Source organism: Streptomyces sp. RGM 3693 (assembly GCF_050471125.1).
Taxonomy (GTDB): domain Bacteria; phylum Actinomycetota; class Actinomycetes; order Streptomycetales; family Streptomycetaceae; genus Streptomyces.
This window is the reverse complement of the sequence record NZ_JBMPPQ010000003.1, coordinates 35096-56519: the sequence shown is the minus strand read 5'-3', so window position 1 is coordinate 56519 and position 21424 is coordinate 35096. Positions and strand designations below refer to the sequence as shown.

14 protein-coding genes are annotated in these 21424 nt (G+C 66.5%); 5 read left to right on the top strand and 9 right to left on the bottom strand.

Translation table 11 applies throughout. The features are described 5' to 3' along the window. Nucleotides 1-125: 125 nt before the first annotated feature. The 9 genes from ACO0M4_RS28880 to ACO0M4_RS28840 form a co-directional block, all read right to left on the bottom strand. Nucleotides 126-914 (bottom strand): class I SAM-dependent methyltransferase, encoded by a 789-nt coding sequence (locus ACO0M4_RS28880; RefSeq protein WP_430374024.1) that lies wholly within the window; start codon nucleotides 912-914, stop codon nucleotides 126-128. 11 nt (nucleotides 915-925) lie between these two features. Beyond that, complete coding sequence (locus tag ACO0M4_RS28875; protein ID WP_430374023.1) at nucleotides 926-1984, bottom strand: hypothetical protein; 1059 nt, start codon at nucleotides 1982-1984, stop codon at nucleotides 926-928. After that, nucleotides 1984-2709, bottom strand: a complete 726-nt coding sequence (locus ACO0M4_RS28870) for an SDR family NAD(P)-dependent oxidoreductase (protein WP_430374022.1) — start codon at nucleotides 2707-2709, stop codon at nucleotides 1984-1986. The genes ACO0M4_RS28875 and ACO0M4_RS28870 overlap by 1 nt, the downstream gene beginning before the upstream one ends. 70 nt (nucleotides 2710-2779) lie before the next feature. Then, the gene (locus ACO0M4_RS28865; protein WP_430374021.1) at nucleotides 2780-3832 is read right to left on the bottom strand and encodes a nucleotidyltransferase domain-containing protein; all 1053 of its coding nucleotides are present in this window, start codon (nucleotides 3830-3832) and stop codon (nucleotides 2780-2782) included. After that, the gene (locus ACO0M4_RS28860; protein WP_430374020.1) at nucleotides 3832-4857 is read right to left on the bottom strand and encodes a hypothetical protein; all 1026 of its coding nucleotides are present in this window, start codon (nucleotides 4855-4857) and stop codon (nucleotides 3832-3834) included. The genes ACO0M4_RS28865 and ACO0M4_RS28860 overlap by 1 nt, the downstream gene beginning before the upstream one ends. Before the next feature lie 5 nt (nucleotides 4858-4862). Then, nucleotides 4863-5729: an alpha/beta fold hydrolase gene (locus ACO0M4_RS28855; protein ID WP_430374019.1), complete on the bottom strand. Its 867-nt coding sequence runs from the start codon at nucleotides 5727-5729 to the stop codon at nucleotides 4863-4865. Further along, on the bottom strand, nucleotides 5726-6622 hold the full coding sequence (locus ACO0M4_RS28850; RefSeq protein WP_430374018.1) for an SMP-30/gluconolactonase/LRE family protein: 897 nt from the start codon (nucleotides 6620-6622) through the stop codon (nucleotides 5726-5728). Before ACO0M4_RS28850 ends, ACO0M4_RS28855 begins: the two co-directional genes overlap by 4 nt. Continuing rightward, nucleotides 6619-7947 carry a phosphomethylpyrimidine synthase ThiC gene (locus ACO0M4_RS28845; protein ID WP_430374017.1) on the bottom strand — a complete coding sequence of 443 codons (1329 nt, stop codon included), beginning with the start codon at nucleotides 7945-7947 and terminating at the stop codon, nucleotides 6619-6621. Before ACO0M4_RS28845 ends, ACO0M4_RS28850 begins: the two co-directional genes overlap by 4 nt. Next, a complete protein-coding gene (locus tag ACO0M4_RS28840; protein WP_430374016.1) occupies nucleotides 7931-9481 on the bottom strand; it encodes a condensation domain-containing protein in 1551 nt (516 codons plus the stop codon). Before ACO0M4_RS28840 ends, ACO0M4_RS28845 begins: the two co-directional genes overlap by 17 nt. 477 nt (nucleotides 9482-9958) lie before the next feature. Here ACO0M4_RS28840 and ACO0M4_RS28835 point away from each other — a divergent pair, with 477 nt between their 5' ends. From ACO0M4_RS28835 to ACO0M4_RS28815, 5 genes are read left to right on the top strand one after another with little or no spacing between them, the layout of a single operon-like run. Further along, entirely contained in the window at nucleotides 9959-13387 is a 3429-nt protein-coding gene (locus ACO0M4_RS28835; RefSeq protein WP_430374015.1) for an amino acid adenylation domain-containing protein, read from the top strand. Between the two features lie 20 nt (nucleotides 13388-13407). After that, nucleotides 13408-16362 carry a type I polyketide synthase gene (locus ACO0M4_RS28830; RefSeq protein ID WP_430374014.1) on the top strand — a complete coding sequence of 985 codons (2955 nt, stop codon included), beginning with the start codon at nucleotides 13408-13410 and terminating at the stop codon, nucleotides 16360-16362. Between the two features lie 20 nt (nucleotides 16363-16382). Continuing rightward, nucleotides 16383-17192, top strand: a complete 810-nt coding sequence (locus tag ACO0M4_RS28825; RefSeq protein ID WP_430374013.1) for a hypothetical protein — start codon at nucleotides 16383-16385, stop codon at nucleotides 17190-17192. Next, nucleotides 17189-18478, top strand: coding sequence for an MFS transporter (locus tag ACO0M4_RS28820; RefSeq protein WP_430374012.1), 1290 nt, complete (start codon nucleotides 17189-17191; stop codon nucleotides 18476-18478). The genes ACO0M4_RS28825 and ACO0M4_RS28820 overlap by 4 nt, the downstream gene beginning before the upstream one ends. Continuing rightward, nucleotides 18376-21279, top strand: a complete 2904-nt coding sequence (locus ACO0M4_RS28815) for a non-ribosomal peptide synthetase (RefSeq protein ID WP_430374011.1) — start codon at nucleotides 18376-18378, stop codon at nucleotides 21277-21279. Before ACO0M4_RS28820 ends, ACO0M4_RS28815 begins: the two co-directional genes overlap by 103 nt. Nucleotides 21280-21424: the final 145 nt, after the last annotated feature.

Sequence of the window (21424 nt, the reverse complement as noted above, 5' to 3'; positions counted from 1 at the left end):
TCACAGAATGTGATCGGAGCTTACGGCCGCTTGGCGAATACGCGACACCTCAACATGCGAGCCCACCAGTCCCGAGGCCGGGGTAGTCCGGGCCACGGCTCAAGGTGGCCGCCCGGCTGGGCGGGTCAGCGGCTGCCGGTGCAGACCACATAGCCCTTCGGATCGCGCCACGGAATCGAGTTGCTCGCGAACCATCGCCGTACCTCATCGCCGATCCCCGCCGCGACCGCCTCTCGGTGTGGAGAGTCGTCTCCGACGCCGTAGAAGTTCATCAGTGCCTGTCCGAACGCGATGACCGGTTCAGGGGAGTCGAAGACAAGGTGGTTGTCGTGGACGACCGTGCTCACCTCGCTGAAGACGTCGGACAGTTGGGCCGGCAGGCCGGTGGAGTTCACGTCGGCATTGGGCGAAGCCATCGGTGCAAGACCGTGCAATGCCGCCTGCTCCCGCACGACGGAGGCGATGCGAGGGGTCACGTCGGCGTGGTTGACGACGGCCACGAACCGGCCCCCGGTGCGCAGGACCCGGCCAGCCTCCTGCAAAGCCCGCGGTACGTCGGAGACGTGGTAGAGCATGTGTCGGGCGGTGACGGCGTCGAATTCGCCATCTGGAAAGGGCAGCGCGATCGCGTCCCCGGTCACAGCCCGCACGTCAGGCAGGGCCAAGCAGACCTCGGTCGCGGCAGGGGAAGAGTCCAGCCCGCTCAGCTGGCCTGTGTGTCCGGACTCTCGCAGCCGGGACAGGAAGGAACCGGTACCGCAGCCGACGTCGAGCAATGATTCGGCCCTGCCCAACCGGAGCTGCGCGAGTACTGCGGCCTCCACGTCATCCGTGTGCTCGCTGTACCGGCGATGTGTCTCGATACGGGTCTGCAGTGGGCCGAGCCGCAGGTACTCGCCGGAGAAGATGGCCATGGGTGTTGTCCTCACAGTTGGCTTGCCGGGGCGGCGGGGAGCTTCATCATCAAGAGTGTCTGCTGGATGGAGCGCTTGTTGCGCTCGAAGTACGCCGCAGGGGTCTCCGCTGCCTTGATCTCCGGATGCCTCGCCATCACCTGCCGCCACACGTCCTGCAACAGGAACGGGAGTTTGCTCTGATCCGCGCCGCCGTCCGTCTCCCGGACGAGGGCGCCCATGTACTCGAAGGCCAGCTGCTGGTGGACGGTCACGTAGTCGGACCCGGGCCTTCCCTGGTATTCGGTCCCGGAAACGGCGTCCATTGGCCCCACGCCGAAACGGGCAGTGTGCGCCTCCAGTGCCAGACTCATCACTGGGAGAAACCGCTCGGCGGGCAGCACTGGGACGTTGTCGAGCGCATCGTGGGCGGCGAGCTCGGACGTAAGCAGCCGACGCAGGTCGTCAGGCAGCTCCCCGTCGAAGTGGTAGGCATAGCCGCCGTGGAGCATGACCACCGTCCGGAGGGCCTTCAAGGTCAGGCGGCAGTAGCTGTAGTCGAGGTCGGCACTGACCTCGCCCTGTGCCGAGCGTAGCCCGAGTGCTTCCCAGAGGTAGATGAAGATCGTGTACGCCAGGATCTCCCGCGCGTCGCGGGGTGTGATGGAAGTCGATTCGAAGGCAGGGACACTCCCTTCCGACAGAACGATGCCGTTTTCCTTGAAGTCGTAGCCCAGAGAAGTATCCAGCGCCGCGAACTGCCCGGACGACAGGGTCATCACATCGGCGTTGGGCAACTCGTTCTCGAGGAAGGAGGAGAAGGTCGCAGGTAGCACAGGCGGAAGCACGTCGTCATGGACCAGGAGCAGGTCGAGGTCGCTGTGCAGTGTCCACGCTCCAGCGGACGCACGGATGCACGGCTCCCCGCGTGACAGGGATCCCCCGATGATGAGGCAGCTTCCCGCCGGTGAGCGCCGCCCCAGCTCCACCAGGGACTCGGCGAGCGACGCAGTCGCACTTCCGAGCCGGTCCCGGTCCGGGTGCCGCCGCACGAGCCGGTCCGCCAGCGTCGCCACGGTCAGTTGGTCCATTACAGTACTCCCCAGCCGCCGTCTATCGTGATCGTCTGACCTGTCATCCATTGCGCCTCTGGCCGCAGCAACGCCGCCGCCCACCAGGCCACTTCCTGCGGCCGCCCCAGCCGCCCCAGCGGCATCCGGCTCGACGAGGACATCCGCAGGGCTACGGCCGCCGCCTCGTCGAGGCCGGCATTGCCAAGGATCGGAGTGTCCGTCGGGCCGGGGGCCACAGCGTTCACCCGCACGCCGTGCTCGGCCAGCTCAGATGCCCAACTTCGGGTGAGCGATTCGACCGCAGCCTTCGTCGCCGCGTAGGCGGCCTCCCTGGGCGCCGGGAGGCGGGCGAAGGTGCTGGAGACGTTCACCACGGCGCCGCAGTGCTCGATCAGCGCCTCACGGGTGTGGCGCATCACCGAGATTGGTGCCAGGACGTTGGTGCCGAACAGCTCCGCGGCGTCGCTCGGGCTGATCTCTGTACCGCTGATGTGAAACAGCCCGGCTGAGTTGATCACGTGATCCAGCCGTGCGAACCGCGCCAGAACGAACTCGACGGCCTGCCCCACCGCGTCATCCGCAGTGACGTTGACCTCAACGCTAGTGACGTTGGGGCGACCGCGAGCTACACCGGCAAGCCGCTCGCCGCCTCGGCCCCAGACCACTACCTCATGACCGGCCTCGGCCAGCAGATCGGCGACAGCCTGGCCGATACCGCTGGTCCCGCCTGTCACCACCGACACTGGCGGAGGACCTTTGTCGGCCGGCCACGTTAATGACTGCATGAGCATCTTCCACTGTTCCCTTGGTCTGTCAGAGCTTCATCTGAAGGAGTTGGTCCCGGTAGGTCCCGCTGCGGGCGGCGAAGAACGGCCATGGTCTATCGGTCGCGCCCGCGAGTTCCGGGCGGGCTGCGCAGACGGACCGCCATGCCTGCCGGAGTAGCCGGGCCACTTCCTCGTCCGGCAATGCGTCGGCCTGCTCGGCCCCGACGCGCAGCTGATCGAAGAGGTCGAGCACAAGGCGCTGGAGGTAGCCGACGTAGCGTCCCCCGACGGCCGACTCGAACAAGGAGCCGGTGATCGCGTCGGGATGAGTCGTCAGCCATCCTCTCCGGCGGTGCTCCGCCAGCCCCTGCATCAGCACGCGCAGGACAACGGCCACCGACACGGGCTCGCGATCCAGCCGGTTGTCCCGAAGCCGGAGCAGCCACTGCGACGCTCCGCCGAACTCGGGTCGGCCGTGATGGCCGTCGTGCAGGGCGAAACCGCCGTCGAGCATGACGACCGATCTGACCATGTTGAGTGCCACACGCGTCCGGAGGTACTGGACGTGACCTGGAGGCGCGTCCTTGGGCACCAGTTCGAGAAGGCCGGTCTCAAGGCATTCCACGAGCGCGAACACTGCCAGTTCGAGGGCGTCGCGCGGGTTCAGGTCCACGACTGCGTCTACGTCGGCGAAGTCCATGGGTCCGATCAGGAGGCCGTTGGTCCGGTACTCCCGGCCCAAGGCGGTCGTCAGATGGCTTGCCTGGTCGCTGCGGAGGCAGTAGACGCTCGCCTGCGGCACGGTTGCGCGGAACGCTGCCGACAGCTCCGAGTAGGGGCGATCGGCGATCGTGGCCGAGTGGACCACCAGGATGTCTACGTCGCTCAGGGGCGATGCGTCGGTGCCGGCCGCGAGGTAAGGCTCACCACGTGCGAAGGAACCGCCCAGCACCACGGCGGACTCCCGGGGAGCGAGCTCTGCGATCCGGTAGAGGCCGCGAGCCAGTGATTCAGCGAAGGCCAGACTCGCGGAGTCCGGTCGTTCGATCCGTCCGAGGAGGCAGTGCGAGAGTTCCTCGATACCGGACTGCCGCCTCATCAGATCCTCCTGTGAGTTGATGAGAGCTTCATGACCGTGACCTGGTCGGAGTAGGAGAAGAGACGCATGCCGAAGTACTCAGCTGGGTGGTGCGAGGCGCGCATCCCGGAGAAGGCGCCTGCGGTGCGGACCCACGCATCGAGGAGCCGCTCGGGGAATGCGCTCGGGGATGCGGTCCCGGGCGGGGCCTCCCAGAGACTCGACAAGACGTGGAGGGCCAGTCGTTGTTGCAGAGCGATGTAGTCGGCGCCGACGCCGGATTCGAACGGTCCGCCGCTGACCGCGTCGCCACTGCGGAATCCTGTACGGCCACCGTGTGCCCGGTATATGAGGCGCAGCGCCTCGATCGCCTCCCATGTGCCCAGCGTTGATCGCCGGGTCGGAGCGCTGAGCCACTGCGCAACGGCCGCTTGCATCTCGGACAGGCTGGGAAGTCCGACGAAAGGGCTACCCGGCAACGAGTCGAGGGCCTGCTGCACGGTGCGCATAACGCGATAGATCGCGAGCGGGTCCTCGCACGATTCGAGTGGCAGACTGTCCGATGCGGCCAGCAGCCGGATCGCCGCGGACCCGAACTCCATTCGGCCGGAGGCCGCATTCCCGGGCCCATAGCTGCCCATGTCGACAGAGCAGCTCAGCGGCCTCGCGCGGACGATCACGCTCTCGCCGAACCTGTGCGGGTCACATTCGCGCAGTTCCGCGTCTTGGGACTGGCTGACTACCTGGGCGTCGGTCCTTGCGGCCTCGAGCGCGGTGAACGAGTGCACCGCACTGTCGGGCAGCATCGACCCGTTGGGATGGACGAGAAGCACCTCAAGTGCGCTGAGGGCCCGTGCGTCATCGACGATGGCCGGATCGCCGCGGCCGAAGGCACCGACAACCCTTACCTGGCAACCAGGTGGCAGCGCCGCCGCCACTGCGAGGAACTGCCTCGCCAGAGGCTCGACCAGGACGCCATGCACCCCTGGACGGGGATGTCGGCGGACGAACAGCCCGGCCAGCACGGCCGCCATGTCGGTCGGCATCTTCCTCACTTCCCCCCCGCGCGAACCCAGGACGCGATGCGCCGACCGATGGCCGGCCCAGCATCCTGCGGAAGGAAATGGGAGCAGTCAGGCATCCAGACCACTTCCACCGGTGCTCGGTTGGTCAGAGCCGCGAGCTCGGTGTCGCGCGCGTAGCGCTCCGGGTTGCCCGGCAGGAACACGAGCATGCGCTGCGAGCGCTCGCCCATGAGCTCGTGGCGGGTTGTGACGGGCGTTTGTCCCATGGCTACCCTGATCGCGGCCGCCACCTCGGGGCGCTGGCGCATCACGAATCGGCCGTCCGCGAGGACCATCGAGTCCTTGTACGCCTTGTCCAGCGCGTCGGACCACCGTGAGAAGAAGGCCCGCTCCTCGGTGACCAGCCGTTCCATACTCTCGAAGGTGTATTCGGCGTCGATTGCCGTCGCCGTCGCCATCGCGCTGTCGAAGTCGACGGTCGGCGGGTCAAGATGGCCGCCATCCATAAGTGCGATGGCCGGCACCCGTTCGGGAACATGCGCCGCTAGCTGGACGGCGAGGTAGCCGCCCCAGGAATGTCCCACTGGGATTACCCTGTCGACACCAGCTTCATCGAGCACCCCCGTCAGCCAATCCACTATGACCGAAGTGGCGTATCCCTCCAGCGGCAGCGTGGGGGTGGCGCCGAAACCCGGAAGGTCGGGCGCGAACACCGTGAACCCGGCTTCAGTGAGCGGTTCGGCAAGATCATTGCCGTGGAAGCCGGTGTGCGCCCCGATGCCGTGTAGGAACATCAGAATTGGTCCGTCGACGACCGACTCGTCCGGCCGCCACCAGTGGAGCGTGCAGTGATCGCCGCGGACCGAGACCTGGGTCGTCTCGTAGCTGGTCATGGTAGGTCGGACTCCCTGCTGAGCGGCTTCAATGGAAAAGGTGTAGCGGGGACGCCCGGATCCGGAAGCCGGATGCTGTAGACGCCACCGGCATCGGAGTCGGAGGCCAGCGCGAAGTCGGGCCAGTCGCCGGTGGCTGTGGTGATGAACATCGTGCGGAGGTCCTCACCGCCAAAGGCGCAGGCAGTGACGTACTGGGTGGGCAGCTCGATCCGCCGGCCGGGTGCACCGTCGGCGCCCACCGCGATGACGCAGCCCCCGCCCCACAAGGCCACCCAAACGGTGCCACAGGAGTCGACAGCGATGCCGTCGGGGGAGCCCTGCTCAGCGGGGAAAGAAAAGAACGGCTGCCGGTTGGCCGCGGTACCGCTGTGGGGATCCCAGTCGAATACGTCCAGCCGCTGGGTGGTGCTGTCGACGTGGTACATCCTCGCCCGGTCGATGTCCCAAGCCAGTCCGTTGCTGATCGTCAGCCCGGCCTCGACGGGCTCCAGCCTGCCGGCGGAGCAGAGGCGGAAGAGCTCACCGGTCGGGCCTGTGCCGCCATGGGACATGGATCCGACCCAGAACCGGCCCGAGGGGTCGCAACCACCATCGTTCAGCCGATGCCCCGGAACGGAGAACTCGGCTATCCGCTTCCGGTAGCCGTCCAGGCCGACCACTACCAGGCCGGACTGGACAGCGCACAGGTAGCGTCCAGGGACGTCGGTCTCTGCGAGACAGCCGACAGGCTCACCGAGCTCGATAGACCGGACCACGCCAGCTGGATGGTCGCGAATGTAAACGGTTCCCACGTAGATGTCGACCCAGGCGAGACGCTGCTCGGACATCAGCCAACGCGGGGACTCCCCGAGCGAGGTGGAGTACCCGGCCAGCCGAACGACCTTTGTCATCGAGTCTGGTTGGGCTCACCCAACCTGGTCTTGCCGAGACCGAGCAGCACGTCCGCCTGGACCTCCTCGTCCTTCTTCACCACCACGTGCGGGCAGTAGATTCCGCAGATGGTGCACGGCTTGCCGTCCTTGAGGAGATCGTGCTGCATGAAGACCTGGTTGGACAGATCGGGGTAGAGCGAGAGCTCCGCCTGGTCGGCCCACGCGTTGAGCCGTCGTGCCTTGCTCAACTCGCGGTTGCGGACAACCTCCGGTTCGAATCCGTTCGCCAGGCTGATCGCCGAGATCGCGACCCGTACGTTGCGGACCGCCTCGGCGGTCTCGGGCGCGGTTGGCATGGCGTAGTGCTCGTTCTGCGTGATCGAGGCGAACATGTCGCCGCCGTGCTGTCCGGCGACAGCTACCCCGATGGTGTTGACGATGCTGTCGAGCGTCACCGCCGTGTCGACCACCATGGGTCCCGCGAGCCACAGCGGAGCGCCACCCAGGGCTTCCTTGTACGCAGGAATCAGCTGCGAGATGAGGTTGAGTGGGATGTGGCCTCCGGACTCGCACAGCACCTGCACGCCGCCGGCCAGGATCCGCTTGCGCTGCTCGGCGAGGAGGCGAATTTCCATCCACTTGAGATCGTCGCCGGCGTCCGCCGCGCAGCCAGGGCGGAAGATGTCGCCGAGGTCGAGGACCACCTCGTACCGGCGGCAGATCTCGACTATTTCGTCGAGCCACTCAACAAGCGGGTTCTCGCAGTGATGAGTCTGCATGTAGCGGGAGACAAGCCCACCACCGCGGGAAGTCGTCGGCATGATCCGCGAGGACTTCTTCATTGCCTCGATGATGTCCCACGACATGCCCATGTGGACGAGCGTGAAGTCCACGCCAGGTTCGAGGCCAGCCTCGAACTTCTCGAGGAACTCGCTTTTGGACATTTTCTTGCGGGGATTCGTGAACAGGTCGTAGGTGAGGCAGGCTCCAAGAGGTACCCCGACGACCTCCTTCAACTCGCGACGGAGTGCGATGCCCTCAGGGTTGGTGGTTAAGTCCATGACCGCGTCCGGGCGAGCGGCGAGGATCACGCTCATTGTCTGGACGATGGTCTCCCGGTCCCGATCCCGCGGGCCGAGGCCGATGAGGGCGGTGATCTTCCGGCGAGTGTTGGCACCGACGAGGAGCGGACGGTAGTTCTCCTGCGCGCGGCTCGCATTGCTGCGCAGAAAGATCACGGTTCCATTGATGACCTCCTCAGCGACGGTCCTTGGGTCGAGCTTCTCCTCCTGACACGTCGCCACGAACTTTGCGTCAGTGGCCAGATTATCGATCATCTTCATCTCCTCCGGTAGTAGCAAGATCATGCAGTGCTTCGATCAGAGCGGCTGCTAGCCGCGCGCTCTCGGCCTCCGGCAGAAATCCCTGGGGGTGGGCAACCTCGAAGCTCACGGTGGGGCCCTTGATCCGCACCCAGACGGCGATGCCCCACAGGACTGGCCCATCCCCCTCGGGGATCTCCTCGACCTCGCAGCCGTGCATTACCAGGTCGCAGCCGGACGCGACATCGACGTCCAGGTACAGCAGCGGTCTGCGCTGGGTGTGGCCCCACTCCTCCTCAGCGAACTCCCGGGTGAGGCGGTGCGCGGGATAGGAAGCGTGTGTCAACGACTGAAGCAGCAGTTCGCGCACGGCGGCCAGGGTCTCGGGGCTCGGCCGGTCGACCACGACCGGCACGGACAGCGGCATCATGGTCGAGAGGAACGACACCGTGCCGTCCAGGCCTTGTCGATCCCTGTTCCCAACCGGCACCATGATCGGCACACTCGATGCTGCAGTGCGTTCGGCCACGGCCCGAGCCAGTGCTGCCACGGTCACGGTCAGCCATGCCAGACCGTCGCGGTTGGCGCGCTGTGTGAGCGCAGCCGCCACACCGGCGTCCAGTACGGACCGGTGTCGGACGGAATGCTGGCGCTCCTCCGCAGCCGGCTCTCGCGACCCCTCGTAGACGAGCCCCATCCACGGAGACTTCCCCCCCACGACACGGTTCCAGTGCTCCTTCGCCGCCTGGCCGGCAGCAGAGGTGCAGAAGGCGTCCTCGATGTATCCGACTTCGTGATTCTGCGTGGGCGGATGGGGGTCCACCAGGGGTTCCACGCCAAGCATGCCTGCCCGGTAGTACTCGCCTATCTCACCGAGAACCACACGAATCGAGGAGCGATCGGCGATGATGTGCTCCACTGCGAGCCAGAACTCGTGCCGCTCCGGCTCATGCTCGATCAGCAGGAATCGGCCCAGTACGCCCTTGTCCAACGGGAGCGGGGCGGAGAGGTCCTCTAGTGCCTGCGATACCTCGTCAGACCGCGCCTGCCGGAGCGTCAATTCGGCAGCTTCAACGACCTGCTGCCTCTCCTCGGCCCAGGAAAAGGCCGTCCGAAAGGCGCTGTGCCGACGGACCACGGCCTCCACGGCCCTGGTCAGGCGCACACGATCAACAGGGCCTTCGATCCGATAGCCAGCGGTGATGAGGTGCGTCATGCTCCACCAGCCCGTGATCCCCTCCTCCCGTGCTCGTCGGACACGCATGAGGCGGGCGGCCTGGTTCGCGTTTACGGGATGCCAGGATGCCTCAGGCGTCGCCTCTTCAACCGTCGTCGTGCCGGACTCCGCCCGACACTCGGCGACGAGCGCTGCGAACTCGCCGAGACATGGCGCGGAGAGGAACCTTGCCAAGGTCACCTCCACGCCCAGATCGCGCCTCACCCTCGCCAGAACCCGTGCGGCCATAAACGAAGTACCGCCTAGGGCGAAGAACGATTCATCAGCTCGGGCCGGAACTCCGAGAATACTCTCCCAGATATCTGCGACCGAGGGCATTGTCAGGTCTTTATGGTGTTTTGAAATCACCATGAGCCTACATCGAGTCCCGTCTGGGTAGGTAAGGACGATTGCTAAAAGTGACCCACCAGGAAAGGACGACAGTGGGCACGGGAGAAACCTGTTGCCCACCTCCACGTCGAGCGGGAGAGACGAATTGGCGCTCCCGGCCGACCGCAAGTAAACACCCCGTTTACGGCAAGTTCAGAGCGTAGGCAGCTAAATGAGGCAACGTCAACCCTCTTCCTTAGGTGGCTAGTTGAGTCTGGGGTCGCCTCAAGTGTCTGATTTGACGCGACTATGTCAAAAAAGTTGCCATGCGCTCCGTGCTGTCCGGTTCGTGGCCAATCGATCACTCGATTTAAGTTGGCCGAAATTCCTTTGACAGGCGCCTTCTTGGCTGCTTAGCGTTGGCGTGTCTTCCACTGGCAAGTTGTCGAGCGCAAGCTCCCGGCCCCATGCGCGAGGTTGCAAGCAATGCCAGAAATCTACTCACACGTAATCAACCTCGTAGCGAAAAAGCTCGACCAAGACCTTGAGCTAATCAAGTCGGAATCGACCCGATCGAGCTTTACCTCGCTTGGCGGGACGTCCCTCCAGGGCATAGCCGTCACGGCGGAGGCGGACCGCGACTTTGGGCTCCGACTCGACTTTGCCGCGTTGTTGAGCCGCGCCCCTCTGGCATCCGTGCTCGCAGCGGCCGCCGAGCGCGGTCCGGCGTCCTCCGAAGCGCGGGCGCCCGCGAGCGCCGACATCCTACTGCCCACGCTTCCTGGCCAGTCGGCGATGCTTCTTGCCAGCAGGGTGAAGTCGGGCAGGGCGTTGCACCTGCTATTCACACTGGAATTCAGGGGCGGCGTTGATACCTGGGCACTGGAACAGGCGGTCGCCGCGCTGGTGGCTCGTCATACCTCCCTGCGCACGGTCTTCGTGGAGGGACCGAACGGGCTCTACCACCGGCGTGTACTTCAGAAATGGCGCCAGCCCCTCCATCGCGAGACTCTCGCCACCGCTGACGCCGCCGAGGGTGTTCGCCTTACCCAACAGGGTCTCGCCGCGGCCAGTGAGAAGCTGATTGATCCCTTCCGTGAGCCTGCGGTGCGGTTCGTGCTCACGGGACTTGCCGGGAATCCCGACACGTCTCTGCTTTCTCTATTGGTGCACCACGCTTTGGTCGACGGCGTCGCCATCGGGCTACTCCTGCGCGAGTGCGTGGAGCGCTACGCGGCGATCGTCACCGGCGGTGACACGGCCGGCTGCGAGACCAGCGCCGTGCTCGGACCGAGCGAGCCCGATCCCGTCGCTGTCGAGCGCCGCGCCAGCGAACTGGCTGAGCTGCCGCATCTTGTGACGCTGCCCACTGATCTCCCCGCGACCGACCGGCCGGACTACGGTGGCCAACGGCTCGCCTTCGAGCTGCCCGAGAAGCTGGCGGAGCGAACCGAGCAGCTGGCGCGTATTTGCGGAGTCACCCGTACCGCCGTCCTGATGACCGCCTGGGGAATCGCGCTGAGCAGGCGGTGCGGGCTCGGAGACTTCCTCATCGGTCTCTCGGTCGCCGGCCGAAACAGTCCTGAGGCCCAGGGCGTTGTCGCTCCTTTCACACATATGGTGCCGGTGCACTGGCGAACCGAGGAGGACGGTGCCACCACGGCTCAGATCGAGCGCACCGCGCAGGGGATCGCGGACGCGCTCTCGGCAGAGGCCCCGTTGGACGCCCTCGTGGCAGCCCTCGGCGCGGGTGGCGATCTGCGACGCACCCCCCTCGTCCAGGTGGCCTTCGCCGCCCACGACGAGCTGGTCCCCCAGTTTCTGCGCATGGGCGGAGTCGACGCAGTCGTTCACGAGGGGCACTGCGGCGGAGCCGAGTTCGACGCCATCCTTTACGTGCAACGCTGGCACGGATCGCCACGGCTGGCTCTGGAGTATCGGACAGCGGCACTGTTGCCCTGGGAGGCCGCAGAGCTTGCCGAGAGCTTCATCGCAGCGCTTGAACAGATGACCGCCCGCCCGGACCTGGCCGTGACATCCAACCGGGCCATGTCGGCCCGCCAGCGTGGTCTCCTGGCGAGCTGGCGTGACGGGGCAGTGGTCGGCCTCCACGCTGGCTTGTGGGAGCTGGTGGAGCGGCAGGCGCGGGCCAGTCCCCACGCGGTTGCCGTCCGGGACGGCACAGTCAGCTTGACGTACAGCCAGCTGGTCCGCGCGGCTTCAGCTCAGTCAGCGCACCTGGCCAGGGCCGGAGTGACACCAGGCAGTGGCGTGGCGGTGATTCTAGAGCGGTCCGCGTCGGAGATTGTCGCGGTGCTGGCAGCGCTCCGCCTAGGCGCGGCCTACATCGGCCTCGACCCAAGCGAACCGGACGAACGGCTCGGACAGATGCTCGCCGCCGCACGGCCCGCAGCCGTCATCGGAGCGACAGGGAATGCGCAACGGATCTCGGCACTGGCCGGGTTCGGATGCGCGACCGTCGACTCGGTCGACTACGCCGATCCGCCTGAGCTCGCCGCGCCAGATCCTGCCCCCTTCGACCCTGATCGGGTCGCCTACATTGCCTTCACCTCGGGCACCACCGGAAAGCCCAAGGGCGTGGAGGTGACGGAGGGTGGGGTTCTCCGCCTGGTGTCAGTTCCGGACTTCGTCCGGCACGGGCCGGGGGAGCGGATGCTCCGCCTGGCGCCGCTGTCCTTCGACGCTTCGACCTTGGAGATCTTCGTCCCGCTGACGTCCGGTGGGAGACTGGAGGTCTTTCCGCCAGGGCCCGTCGCCGCGACACAGTTGACCGAATTCCTCGTCCGATCAGGGACCAGCGTGGCGTGGCTGGCCGCAGGTCTTTTCCGGACGATGGTGGAGTACTCGCCCGAGGCCTTCGCCGGCCTGCGCCAGGTACTCACTGGCGGCGACATCGTCCCGGCCTCCCATGTGTCGGCCCTGCTCGGTCGATTCCCTGGCCTTCGAGTGACCAACGGCTACGGCCCAACGGAGAACACGACGTTCACGAGCGTCTACCACATTGATGGGCACTGTCCGCCCGCCAACCCGCTGCCGATCGGCCGACCCGTGCCCGGCACGAGCGTGGTCATCCTCGACGCTTGCGGCTTGCCCGTACCACCCGGAGGAATCGGTGAACTCTGCGCAGGCGGTTTGGGCCTGGCCCGCGGATACCTGGGAGACTCGAAGGAAACCGCGGCGCATTTCGGTTGGTCGGATCCGGAGACAGGAGCACGCCTGTACCGGACAGGCGACCTGACACGTTGGGATGGGGAGGGGAGACTGCACTTCCTCGGGCGCCAGGACGGGCAGGTGAAGCTGCGGGGGTTCCGCGTCGAGACCGAGGAGATCCGGCGGATCCTACTGCGCCACGCCACTGTCACAGACGCGCTGGCTGTTCCGATCGGAGCTGACGCCAGTGACCGGCGCCTCGTGGGTGTGCTTGTGACCGACCGCAGCCCCGACCTCGCCGAGGTACAGAGACTGTGCGCCGCCTCTCTACCCAGCCACTCGATTCCCTCGCTCTGGGCGGTCGTAGATCGGTTGCCAACCACCCCGAATGGCAAGGTGGACACCGGGAAGCTGGTGAAGGCCGCACGACCGCTAACTGCCGCTCCGACCGCACTGAGACGGGCCTCGACACCACCCGGCGTGCGGATACCGGAGACCCACGGCGAGGCCGGAGCCGCCGACCTGGAGTCAGTTATCGGGGCGGCCTGGTCCGAGGCCCTCGCCACCTGCGCGACGTTTTCTCCCGGCGACCGGTTCTTTGACGTGGGGGGTGGCTCTCTCCAACTCGCCCGAGTGCACAGCATCCTGCGGCGGGACCTCCCTGGCTACGACCTCGGACTGACAGAGCTATTCGAGTATCCGACCATCCGATCGATCGTCTCGCGACTGCGCGGGAAGAGTTGATGTACCACCAGGGAGAATCGATGCGGCACCTGGGACCGGACCCAATCGCTGTGGTTGGCCTTGCCGGCCGATTTCCCGGAGCGGACAACGTCGACGAGTTCTGGGCCAATCTCCTGGCAGGCCGTGAGTCGATCTCCCGCCTCGACGCTTCAGCACTCATACGTGACGGAGTGCCCGCCGCGGAGCTCGACTCCGGGGAGTACGTGCCTGCCCGGGGACTGTGCGATGGCATCGACTGCTTTGATGAGGCCCTCTTCGGCATGACAGCCAGAGAAGCCGAACTCACGGATCCGCAACATCGAGTCGCTCTCGAATGCGCCTGGGCGACACTAGAGTCGGCCGGCCACGCACCCGCGAACTTTGCTGGCGCCATCGGCGTGTTCGCAGGCGCCGGGCACAACTATTACCGTGACCACAATCTGACGGCTCATCCCGATGTACTGGAAGCGATGGGTCCGTTGGCCGTCCAGGTGGCCAGCGAGAAGGACCACCTGGCTACCAGGATCGCCTACCGGCTGGGCCTGCGTGGGCCGGCGGTGACCATCCAGACGGCCTGTTCGACCTCTCTCTCCGCCGTCCATCTGGCTATCCAGTCTCTCCGCGCGAGGGACTGCGACCTGGCGCTCGCGGGCGGTGTGTCGATCCAGCTACCACAACACAGCGGCTACCTCTACACCCCCGACGACATCCTGTCCCCAGACGGGCACTGCCGGGCCCTCAGCGAGGATGCGCGCGGCACCGTGCCCGGCAACGGCGTGGGTCTGGTCGCCCTCAGGCGGTTCAACGACGCCCTGCAGGACCGCGACCGGGTGTTCGCCGTTATCCGTGGCTCGGCTATGAACAATGACGGACCGGCGAAGGCTGGCTACACAGCACCCTCGCGCCGGGGCCAGAGCGAGGTCATCGACCGTGCCTACCGCCTTGCGGACGTCTCGCCGCGCACGGTTGGCTACGTCGAGGCGCACGGTACAGGCACACAGGTCGGCGATGCGATAGAGATCGAAGCCCTCATCGACGCCTACCGCAGCTACACGGCCGACTCCGCGTTCTGCGGCATCGGATCGGTCAAAACGAACATCGGACATCTGGACGCAGCCTCCGGCGTGGTCGGTCTGATCAAGACCGTGCTGGCGCTCCACAACGAGACCATTCCGGCAACGCTTCACGGCGACCGGCCTGCGCGACCCTTGGCCGACGGCAGCTCACCGTTCTTCCTCCAGAACCGGACTAAGCCGTGGCCGCGCACCGCGCGACAACCGCGGAGAGCCGCTGTGAGCTCGTTCGGAGTCGGCGGGACCAACGTGCACGTGGTTCTGGAGGAGACACCAGCCACCGTCCGGCCGCGGGTGGCGGACCATCCCGACGTTGTGCTCCTCTCCGCGCACGACGAGGCGAGCCTCGACCGGCTCACCGAGGCCACCGCCGCCCTCGCCAAAGCGCAGGTCGGGGAGACCGCACTGGCCGACATCGCCTACACCAGCAGGTCCGGAAGGTCGGAATTGGGATACCGACGTGCAGCGGTATGCCGTACAACCGAAGAGCTCCCCGCGGCCCTAATGGCAAGCACTGCCCGGAAAGCCACCTCTGGCGACGTTGCGTTCCTCTTCCCCGGACAGGGAAGCCAGCGACCGGCGATGGGAGCAGGCCTCTACCAGAGATTTCCCTCCTTCCGCCGAAGCATCGACGAGTGCACCGACGCGGTGCGCGACCTGATCGACGTGGACCTCGGGGCAGTTCTCCGAGGCCGACAGGACGACGCCGGCCGCCAAGCGCTGAGACCGACGGAGATCGCCCAGCCTGCGCTGCTCGCCGTAGAGTACGCAACAGCCCGCCTACTAATGGACTTTGGCGTCACCCCCGCGGTGCTGCTTGGGCACAGCATCGGTGAGTACGCCGCGAGTTGCATCGCCGGCGCCATGACCGTTCAGGACGCGATGGTCCTGGTGACGGCGCGAGGACGGCTCATGGCCACGACCGAACCAGGGGCCATGCTCCTCCTGTTCACCAACGAGGACGACGCGCTGCGGTTGCTGCCCGACAGTGTCGAGCTCGCCGCCGTCAACGCGCCCGAAATGGTTGTTGCCGCTGGCAGACAGGCGGAGATCCGCGACCTCGAAGCGCGGGCGCGCTCACGCGGAGTGGACACCCGGGTCCTCCCGGTCGACCGGGCCTTCCACTCCGCGCTCATGGATCCCATCGCTGACGAATTCCTCATGGAGGCCGAAAAGATCGACTACGAGCCGCTGCGTCTGCCAGTCATCTCGAATGTCAGCGGTGGCTTGCTTCCGGTTGGAAGCGTGCTGTCCGGAGAATACTGGCTCGCACAGCTCCGCAGCACCGTCGCGTTCGCGGACGGCCTGTTCACGGCACGGAAACTCGGGACGATGTCGTTCATCGAGGCGGGCCCGGGTCACGCGCTGACGACCCTGGTCCGGCAGACCCTTCGGGAGGACCAGCTACTCGCTCTGCCCGCGCTCCCCACCCCGGACCGCCCGGAAAGCCACGTGTCCTCCGCACTGAGCGCTCTCGCCGGCCTCTGGACCGCTGGCACCACGGTCGACTGGAGCCCGCTCGAGGTAGGCCCCCGCTGGCGCACTGAACTGCCGCCCTATCCGTTCGTGCGTCGCCGCCACTGGCTGGCCCCGCTGGACCGAGCCACAGATCCGGCACAGCCCGTTGCCCAGCTGGCGTCCCAGCAGTGCCTCACGTCCCCCGAGGCACCGCTGACAGCCGCTCCGGGCGCGAGCGACACGGCGCGGCTCGAGGAACTCGTCGCCGCCATCTGGCGCGACCTTCTCGGAGTCGAAACGATCGACGTCGACGAGAGCTTCTTCACGCTCGGAGGCCAGTCCCTGCTCGCCGTGCGCATGCTCGCCCGAGTCCGGTCCACTCTGCGGGCGGAGGTCGAACTTGCCGACTTCCTCAGCACTCCCACCGTCCGGGGAATCGCCCGAACGGTGGTCGCCCAGGCATGAGACGGTCAACCGGAGAATCCATGGCATCAGACTCGAAATCCACCGTCGAAGAGGTGAACGCTGGCCAAGGGCCGGCGGTTCTGTGTGTCGACTTCCGACGCTTCGACAACCAACCTAGGCTGGCCGATCTTCTTGGGGACGGCAAGCTGCACACCTACCGACTCGATCCGGTCAGGCTGCTCGCCCAGGGCAACGTCGCACGCTCCCTGGACGAAATCGCGACCGGCTACGCCGAGCGAGTGCTGGACGAGATCGGGGAACCGGCCGTGGTGGCGGCGACCTGCAATGCTGCCACTCTGGGACTCCGACTGGCCCAAAGAATCGGCCGCACTGCTGCCCGCCCGGCCCTGCTCCTAGTCGACCCCAGCTGGCCCACTCCGGCTAGCGTCGGGCAGGAGTTCGCGGCATTGCGATCCACCATCGCGAGCCCGGCCGTGGGCGGCGGTCCCGCCGAAGCGGACGTCGATCCGTTGGACCTTCAGGCCATGCTGGATCTGCTGCGCACCGACCTCGTAACGGTGCTGAACGCCGACGGCGTCGCCGACGACGAGGCGCCATTCGTGATGGAGTCCCTGCTGCCCAGGTACCGAGCCTGGCTCGGACTGCTCGTCGCCACGTGCGAGGACACCGCGCCGCCCCCAAGCGGACCGATCCATGCCGTGCTGGGCTCGGACAGCTGTATACCCGACTGGGCCGACGACGCGTGGGACCTCACACGAATGCCCGTCTCCAGCGCGGACATCCTCACGCCCGGCACCCCAGCCGCGGAGCACCTGCACCAGCTCGTCCGCTCCCTCATCTCCCCCAAACCTGGAGACTTTTCGCGATGAGTACTGCTCTCAGCCGGTTTCTGCCCCCGCCGGGCCCGGCCAGGCAGCTAGTTGCGTCGACGCTGGTGGTGAGCCTCGGATTCAGCCTTTACGGTGCCGCGAGCGCGCTGTACTTCAACCGGCAGGTCGGACTGTCCTCGTCCCAAATCGGCCTGGGATTCACGATCGCCGCACTGATCAGTCTCCCAATCCGGGTACCCATCGGATACCTCGCCGACCGCTACGGGCCAAGGGAGATCACTGCGGTCATGGAGGTCTTGCTCGGGCTTGCCCTCGTGAGCCTGTGCTTCGCCCGCTCCTACCCGCTCTTCCTCGCCGCGATCATCCTGGTCACCATCGCTGAGACCGGATCCAACGTCGTCTTCGGATCCCTCATCTCCGGTGTGTGCGGACGCGACGAGCGCGTCAAGCTCTCCGCCTACATGCGCAGCGTCTTCAACGGCGGGTTCGCCCTCGGCTCCGCCCTAGCTGGCGTGGTGCTCGCGTTCGACACCCGCTTCGCTTACCTGGCCGCCATCGGTGGTTATGGGGTCATGCGGATGCTCGTCGGAGTGACGCGGCTTCGCCTACCTCACGTCGCCCCCAGCGGTGCCTCGGCGCGGTCTGGGCCCCGCATCATGGCGCTGCGGGATCTTCCCTACGCGACCCTCGGACAGTTCAGCAGCATCTATCTGATGTCCGACAAGATCCTGCTGATAGGCCTCCCTCTCTGGCTCGTACAGCACACTTCGGCGCCGCGTTCCTATGTGGCCATCCTGCTGGGTGTCTCGACTCTCATCGTCACCGTCTTCCAGGTCCGGGCCACGCGCAGCGCGGACACCACGGACGGCGCCGCCAGACTCCAGTCGTGGTCACTAGGCGCGCTCGCGGCGTCCTGCGTCCTAGCTGCATCCGCTTCATACGGCAGGTGGTGGTTTGCCTGCGCGCTGCTTCTGAGCGCCGTGATCGCGCTGACCCTCGGAGAGATGTGGGGAGCAGCGGCGGCTTGGCACCTGCGCTACGAACTTGCCAACCCTGCGGCGCAAGGCCAGTACGGCGCGGTTTTCAGCCTCGGGACAGCGATGCCGAACGTGATCGGTCCGCTCCTGGTGACCGCGCTGGTGAACCAGTACCTGTTCGTTGGATGGGCTGTGTTGGCGGCCCTCTTCATCACAGGCGCGCTCACCTCCCCAGTCGTCGTTCGATGGGCCCGATCGACCCGAGACCGCTACTTCGAGACTCCGCCAGCCGAGCAGGAGCAGGTGTTGTCCGAGCAGGCGGTTACCCCGGAAGGCGGTGCGACGTGATGTGGGCCCGAGCCTCCGCCCGGCCGATAGTGGTGAGCGCGACACCGCGTCAGCTCTACCTTCAGCGACTTGGCGACGGATCCTTTCACCGGACATACACCGTTGCCGCTCCGCTCGCCCACGCGGTCACACCGGACATGCTCTGCGACGCGCTGACCGCAGTCGTTGCGTCGCACGACGCTCTGCGCGTGCGGATTCGGGTCCAGGGAACAGCACGCTTTCAGGAGGTGACCGACAATGTCGAGGTCACCGTCACGCGCTCGGCCGTGGCTGAGGGCGAACTCGCGGCTCACCTGCGGAAACTCGCCGACACCCAGATTCCCTTCACGGAGCCACCGCTGCGTTGTGTCCTGGTCGAGCCGGCTCAAGGGCCGCGCATTCTGTGCCTGAGCGTGGCCTGCTCCCTAGCCGATCTTGCGGCTCTGGAGGTGCTTCTCGATGACCTTCGCGCCGCCCTCGCCGGATTGCCTCTCCCGATTCCGGAGACCGGCTGGGCGGAGTTCTCAAGAGAGGCAGCCGAGCATCATCTCTTCGCCGACGAGCGACAGGAGCGGCGCGCGTACGCGGGGCCGCCGATGACCTCGCGAGTGCTGGCCGTCCCCGAAGCAGGCGGCGAGATGGAGGAGCTCACGTTCTTGTTGCCACGCGACGTCCTCGCGGGGCTGGAGCACCACTGGAACCTGCAGGTGATCCTGACGGGTCTGTTGGCCGTCGTGCTGGCCAGATCAGGGAGCCACGATGAGGTCGCCACGGGCGTTGCCGTATCGAACCGGGATCACCCTGGATGGCGGCGTCTGGTTGGCTCGGTGGAGGCAGTGGTTCCAGTCGCCGTGAGTCTTCGGCCGGGTACGACGTTCTCGGACGTTCTGACGGAGGTCGAATCGCAGCTCAACAGCCCCGACTGCGGGGAGGAGTCCGACCTCGACTCACCAGGAGTGGAGGAGACCCGGCTTGCCCGCCGCTGCACCAGCCTTGTCCGGGTGCTGGAGCACACTTGCCGGCTGGCCGATGACAGCCCGGTCGGAGCCGCGCGGAGAGTCACCGCCGCCCCGTGGCCATACGACTTCGTTCTGGATATCGGGTCTGAGCCCCGCGCCGACCTGACCGGGACTCTGGCGTACGCGCCGGATCGTTACTCCGGGTCGTACGCTGCGCTACTCCGGGACCGTCTGAAGGTTCTGGCCGAGGCGGCGTGCCGTGCGCCCGACGGCCTGGTGAGCGATCTTCCGATCATGACGGCGGATGAGGCGGACCTTCTGAGGACGTTCGCCGGTGCAGACGGCAAACCGGCGGATCTGCGCCGCCTCCACGAGATCATCCTTGATCGAGCGGACCGGGAACCCCATCGGACGGCGGTGCTCGATGCGACCGGCTCGCTGACCTATGGCGCACTTGCAACTCGCGCGCGGCACATAGCGGGCCGCCTCAGGCGCCGCGGAGCCGGCCCGGATGTGGTCGTGGGTATCTGCGCGAGCCGGTCGACCGACCTGGTCGCGGGCATGCTCGGCATCCTTGAGGCCGGAGCTGCGTACCTTCCGCTGGATCCGTCCGTGCCCGCCGAACGGACGGGTCGGCTGCTTACCTCTACCCGCACTGTTGTCGTACTGGCGGACCCTGCTGGTCTCGCAGCGCTTGCACAGTCCTCGGCCGGCACCGTCGTGCTTGACCTTGAAGCCCTGCCGCTGGCCGCCACATCTTCATACCCGGTAGAACCGACACCGCGACCGGGTCAGACGGATCTCGCCTATGTGATCTTCACCTCGGGTTCCACGGGACAGCCCAAGGCGGTCGGCGTACCGCACTGCGGCATCGTCAACCGCCTGGTGTGGATGCAGGACCGGTACCGGCTGACACCCGAGGATGTCGTCCTGCAGAAGACGCCGATCACCTTCGACGTTTCGGTGTGGGAGCTGTTCTGGCCGCTCATGGTCGGCGCTGCCCTCGTCATGGAGGCCCCCGGTGCTCACCGGGACCCGGAAGCCATGGCAGCCACGATCCGCCGTCACGGGGTGACCGTGGTGCACTTCGTCCCGTCGATGCTGGCGTTCTTCATTGAAGAGCTTGCCATCAGCGAGTGTCCCACGTTGCGGCATGTCATCTGCAGCGGCGAAGCCCTGCCGGTTGACACCGTCAACCAGTTCTGCCGGTTGAGCGACGCGGAGATCCACAATCTCTACGGACCAACGGAGGCTTCGGTCGACGTGACCCACTGGACGTGCGAGCGAGTCGAGCCAGGGCCGACGGTGCCGATTGGGCGACCGATCGCCAACACCATCACCGTCGTGCTGGATCCCCTAGGGAGGCCGACGCCGCTCGGAGCCCCCGGAGAGCTCCACCTGGGCGGAGCGGGCCTGGCACGCGGCTATCTGGGGAGGCCCGACCTAACGGCTGAACGTTTCGTGAGTGACCCGACTGGTCTGACCACAGCGGGGCGTTTGTACCGGACTGGTGATCTAGCCCGTTGGCTGCCCTCCGGCGCGCTGGAGTACCTGGGGCGCAATGACCACCAGATCAAGTTCCACGGGGTGCGGATCGAGCCCCGGGAGATCGAGGTTGCGCTAAAGGCCGACCCTGCGGTTGCCGAGAGCGTGGTCGTCCTACGCAGCGATGTGGGGGTCACTCCCACCCTGGTGGGCTACGTGGTCGGCCATTCCGGTACGGAACCCGATCCTGCCGCGCTGCGGACCGGGATGACTAAGCTGTTGCCCGCAGCGCTGATCCCCTCCGTTGTCGTAGTACTGGACCGGCTCCCCATCAACGCGAACGGCAAACTCGACCGCTCAGCTCTGCCGTTGCCCTGAGCCTGGGTCCATAGTCCAGTATCGCGTCAACTGAACCTTTCCGGGATCCGTGGAGATCTCGGACTGTCCCGAGTTGGGTGGAGCCGAGTTGCTTGGTTTCAGGCTCCTGGCGGAGTGCGGAGTTCGTACTCCACCGGGCTGAGCG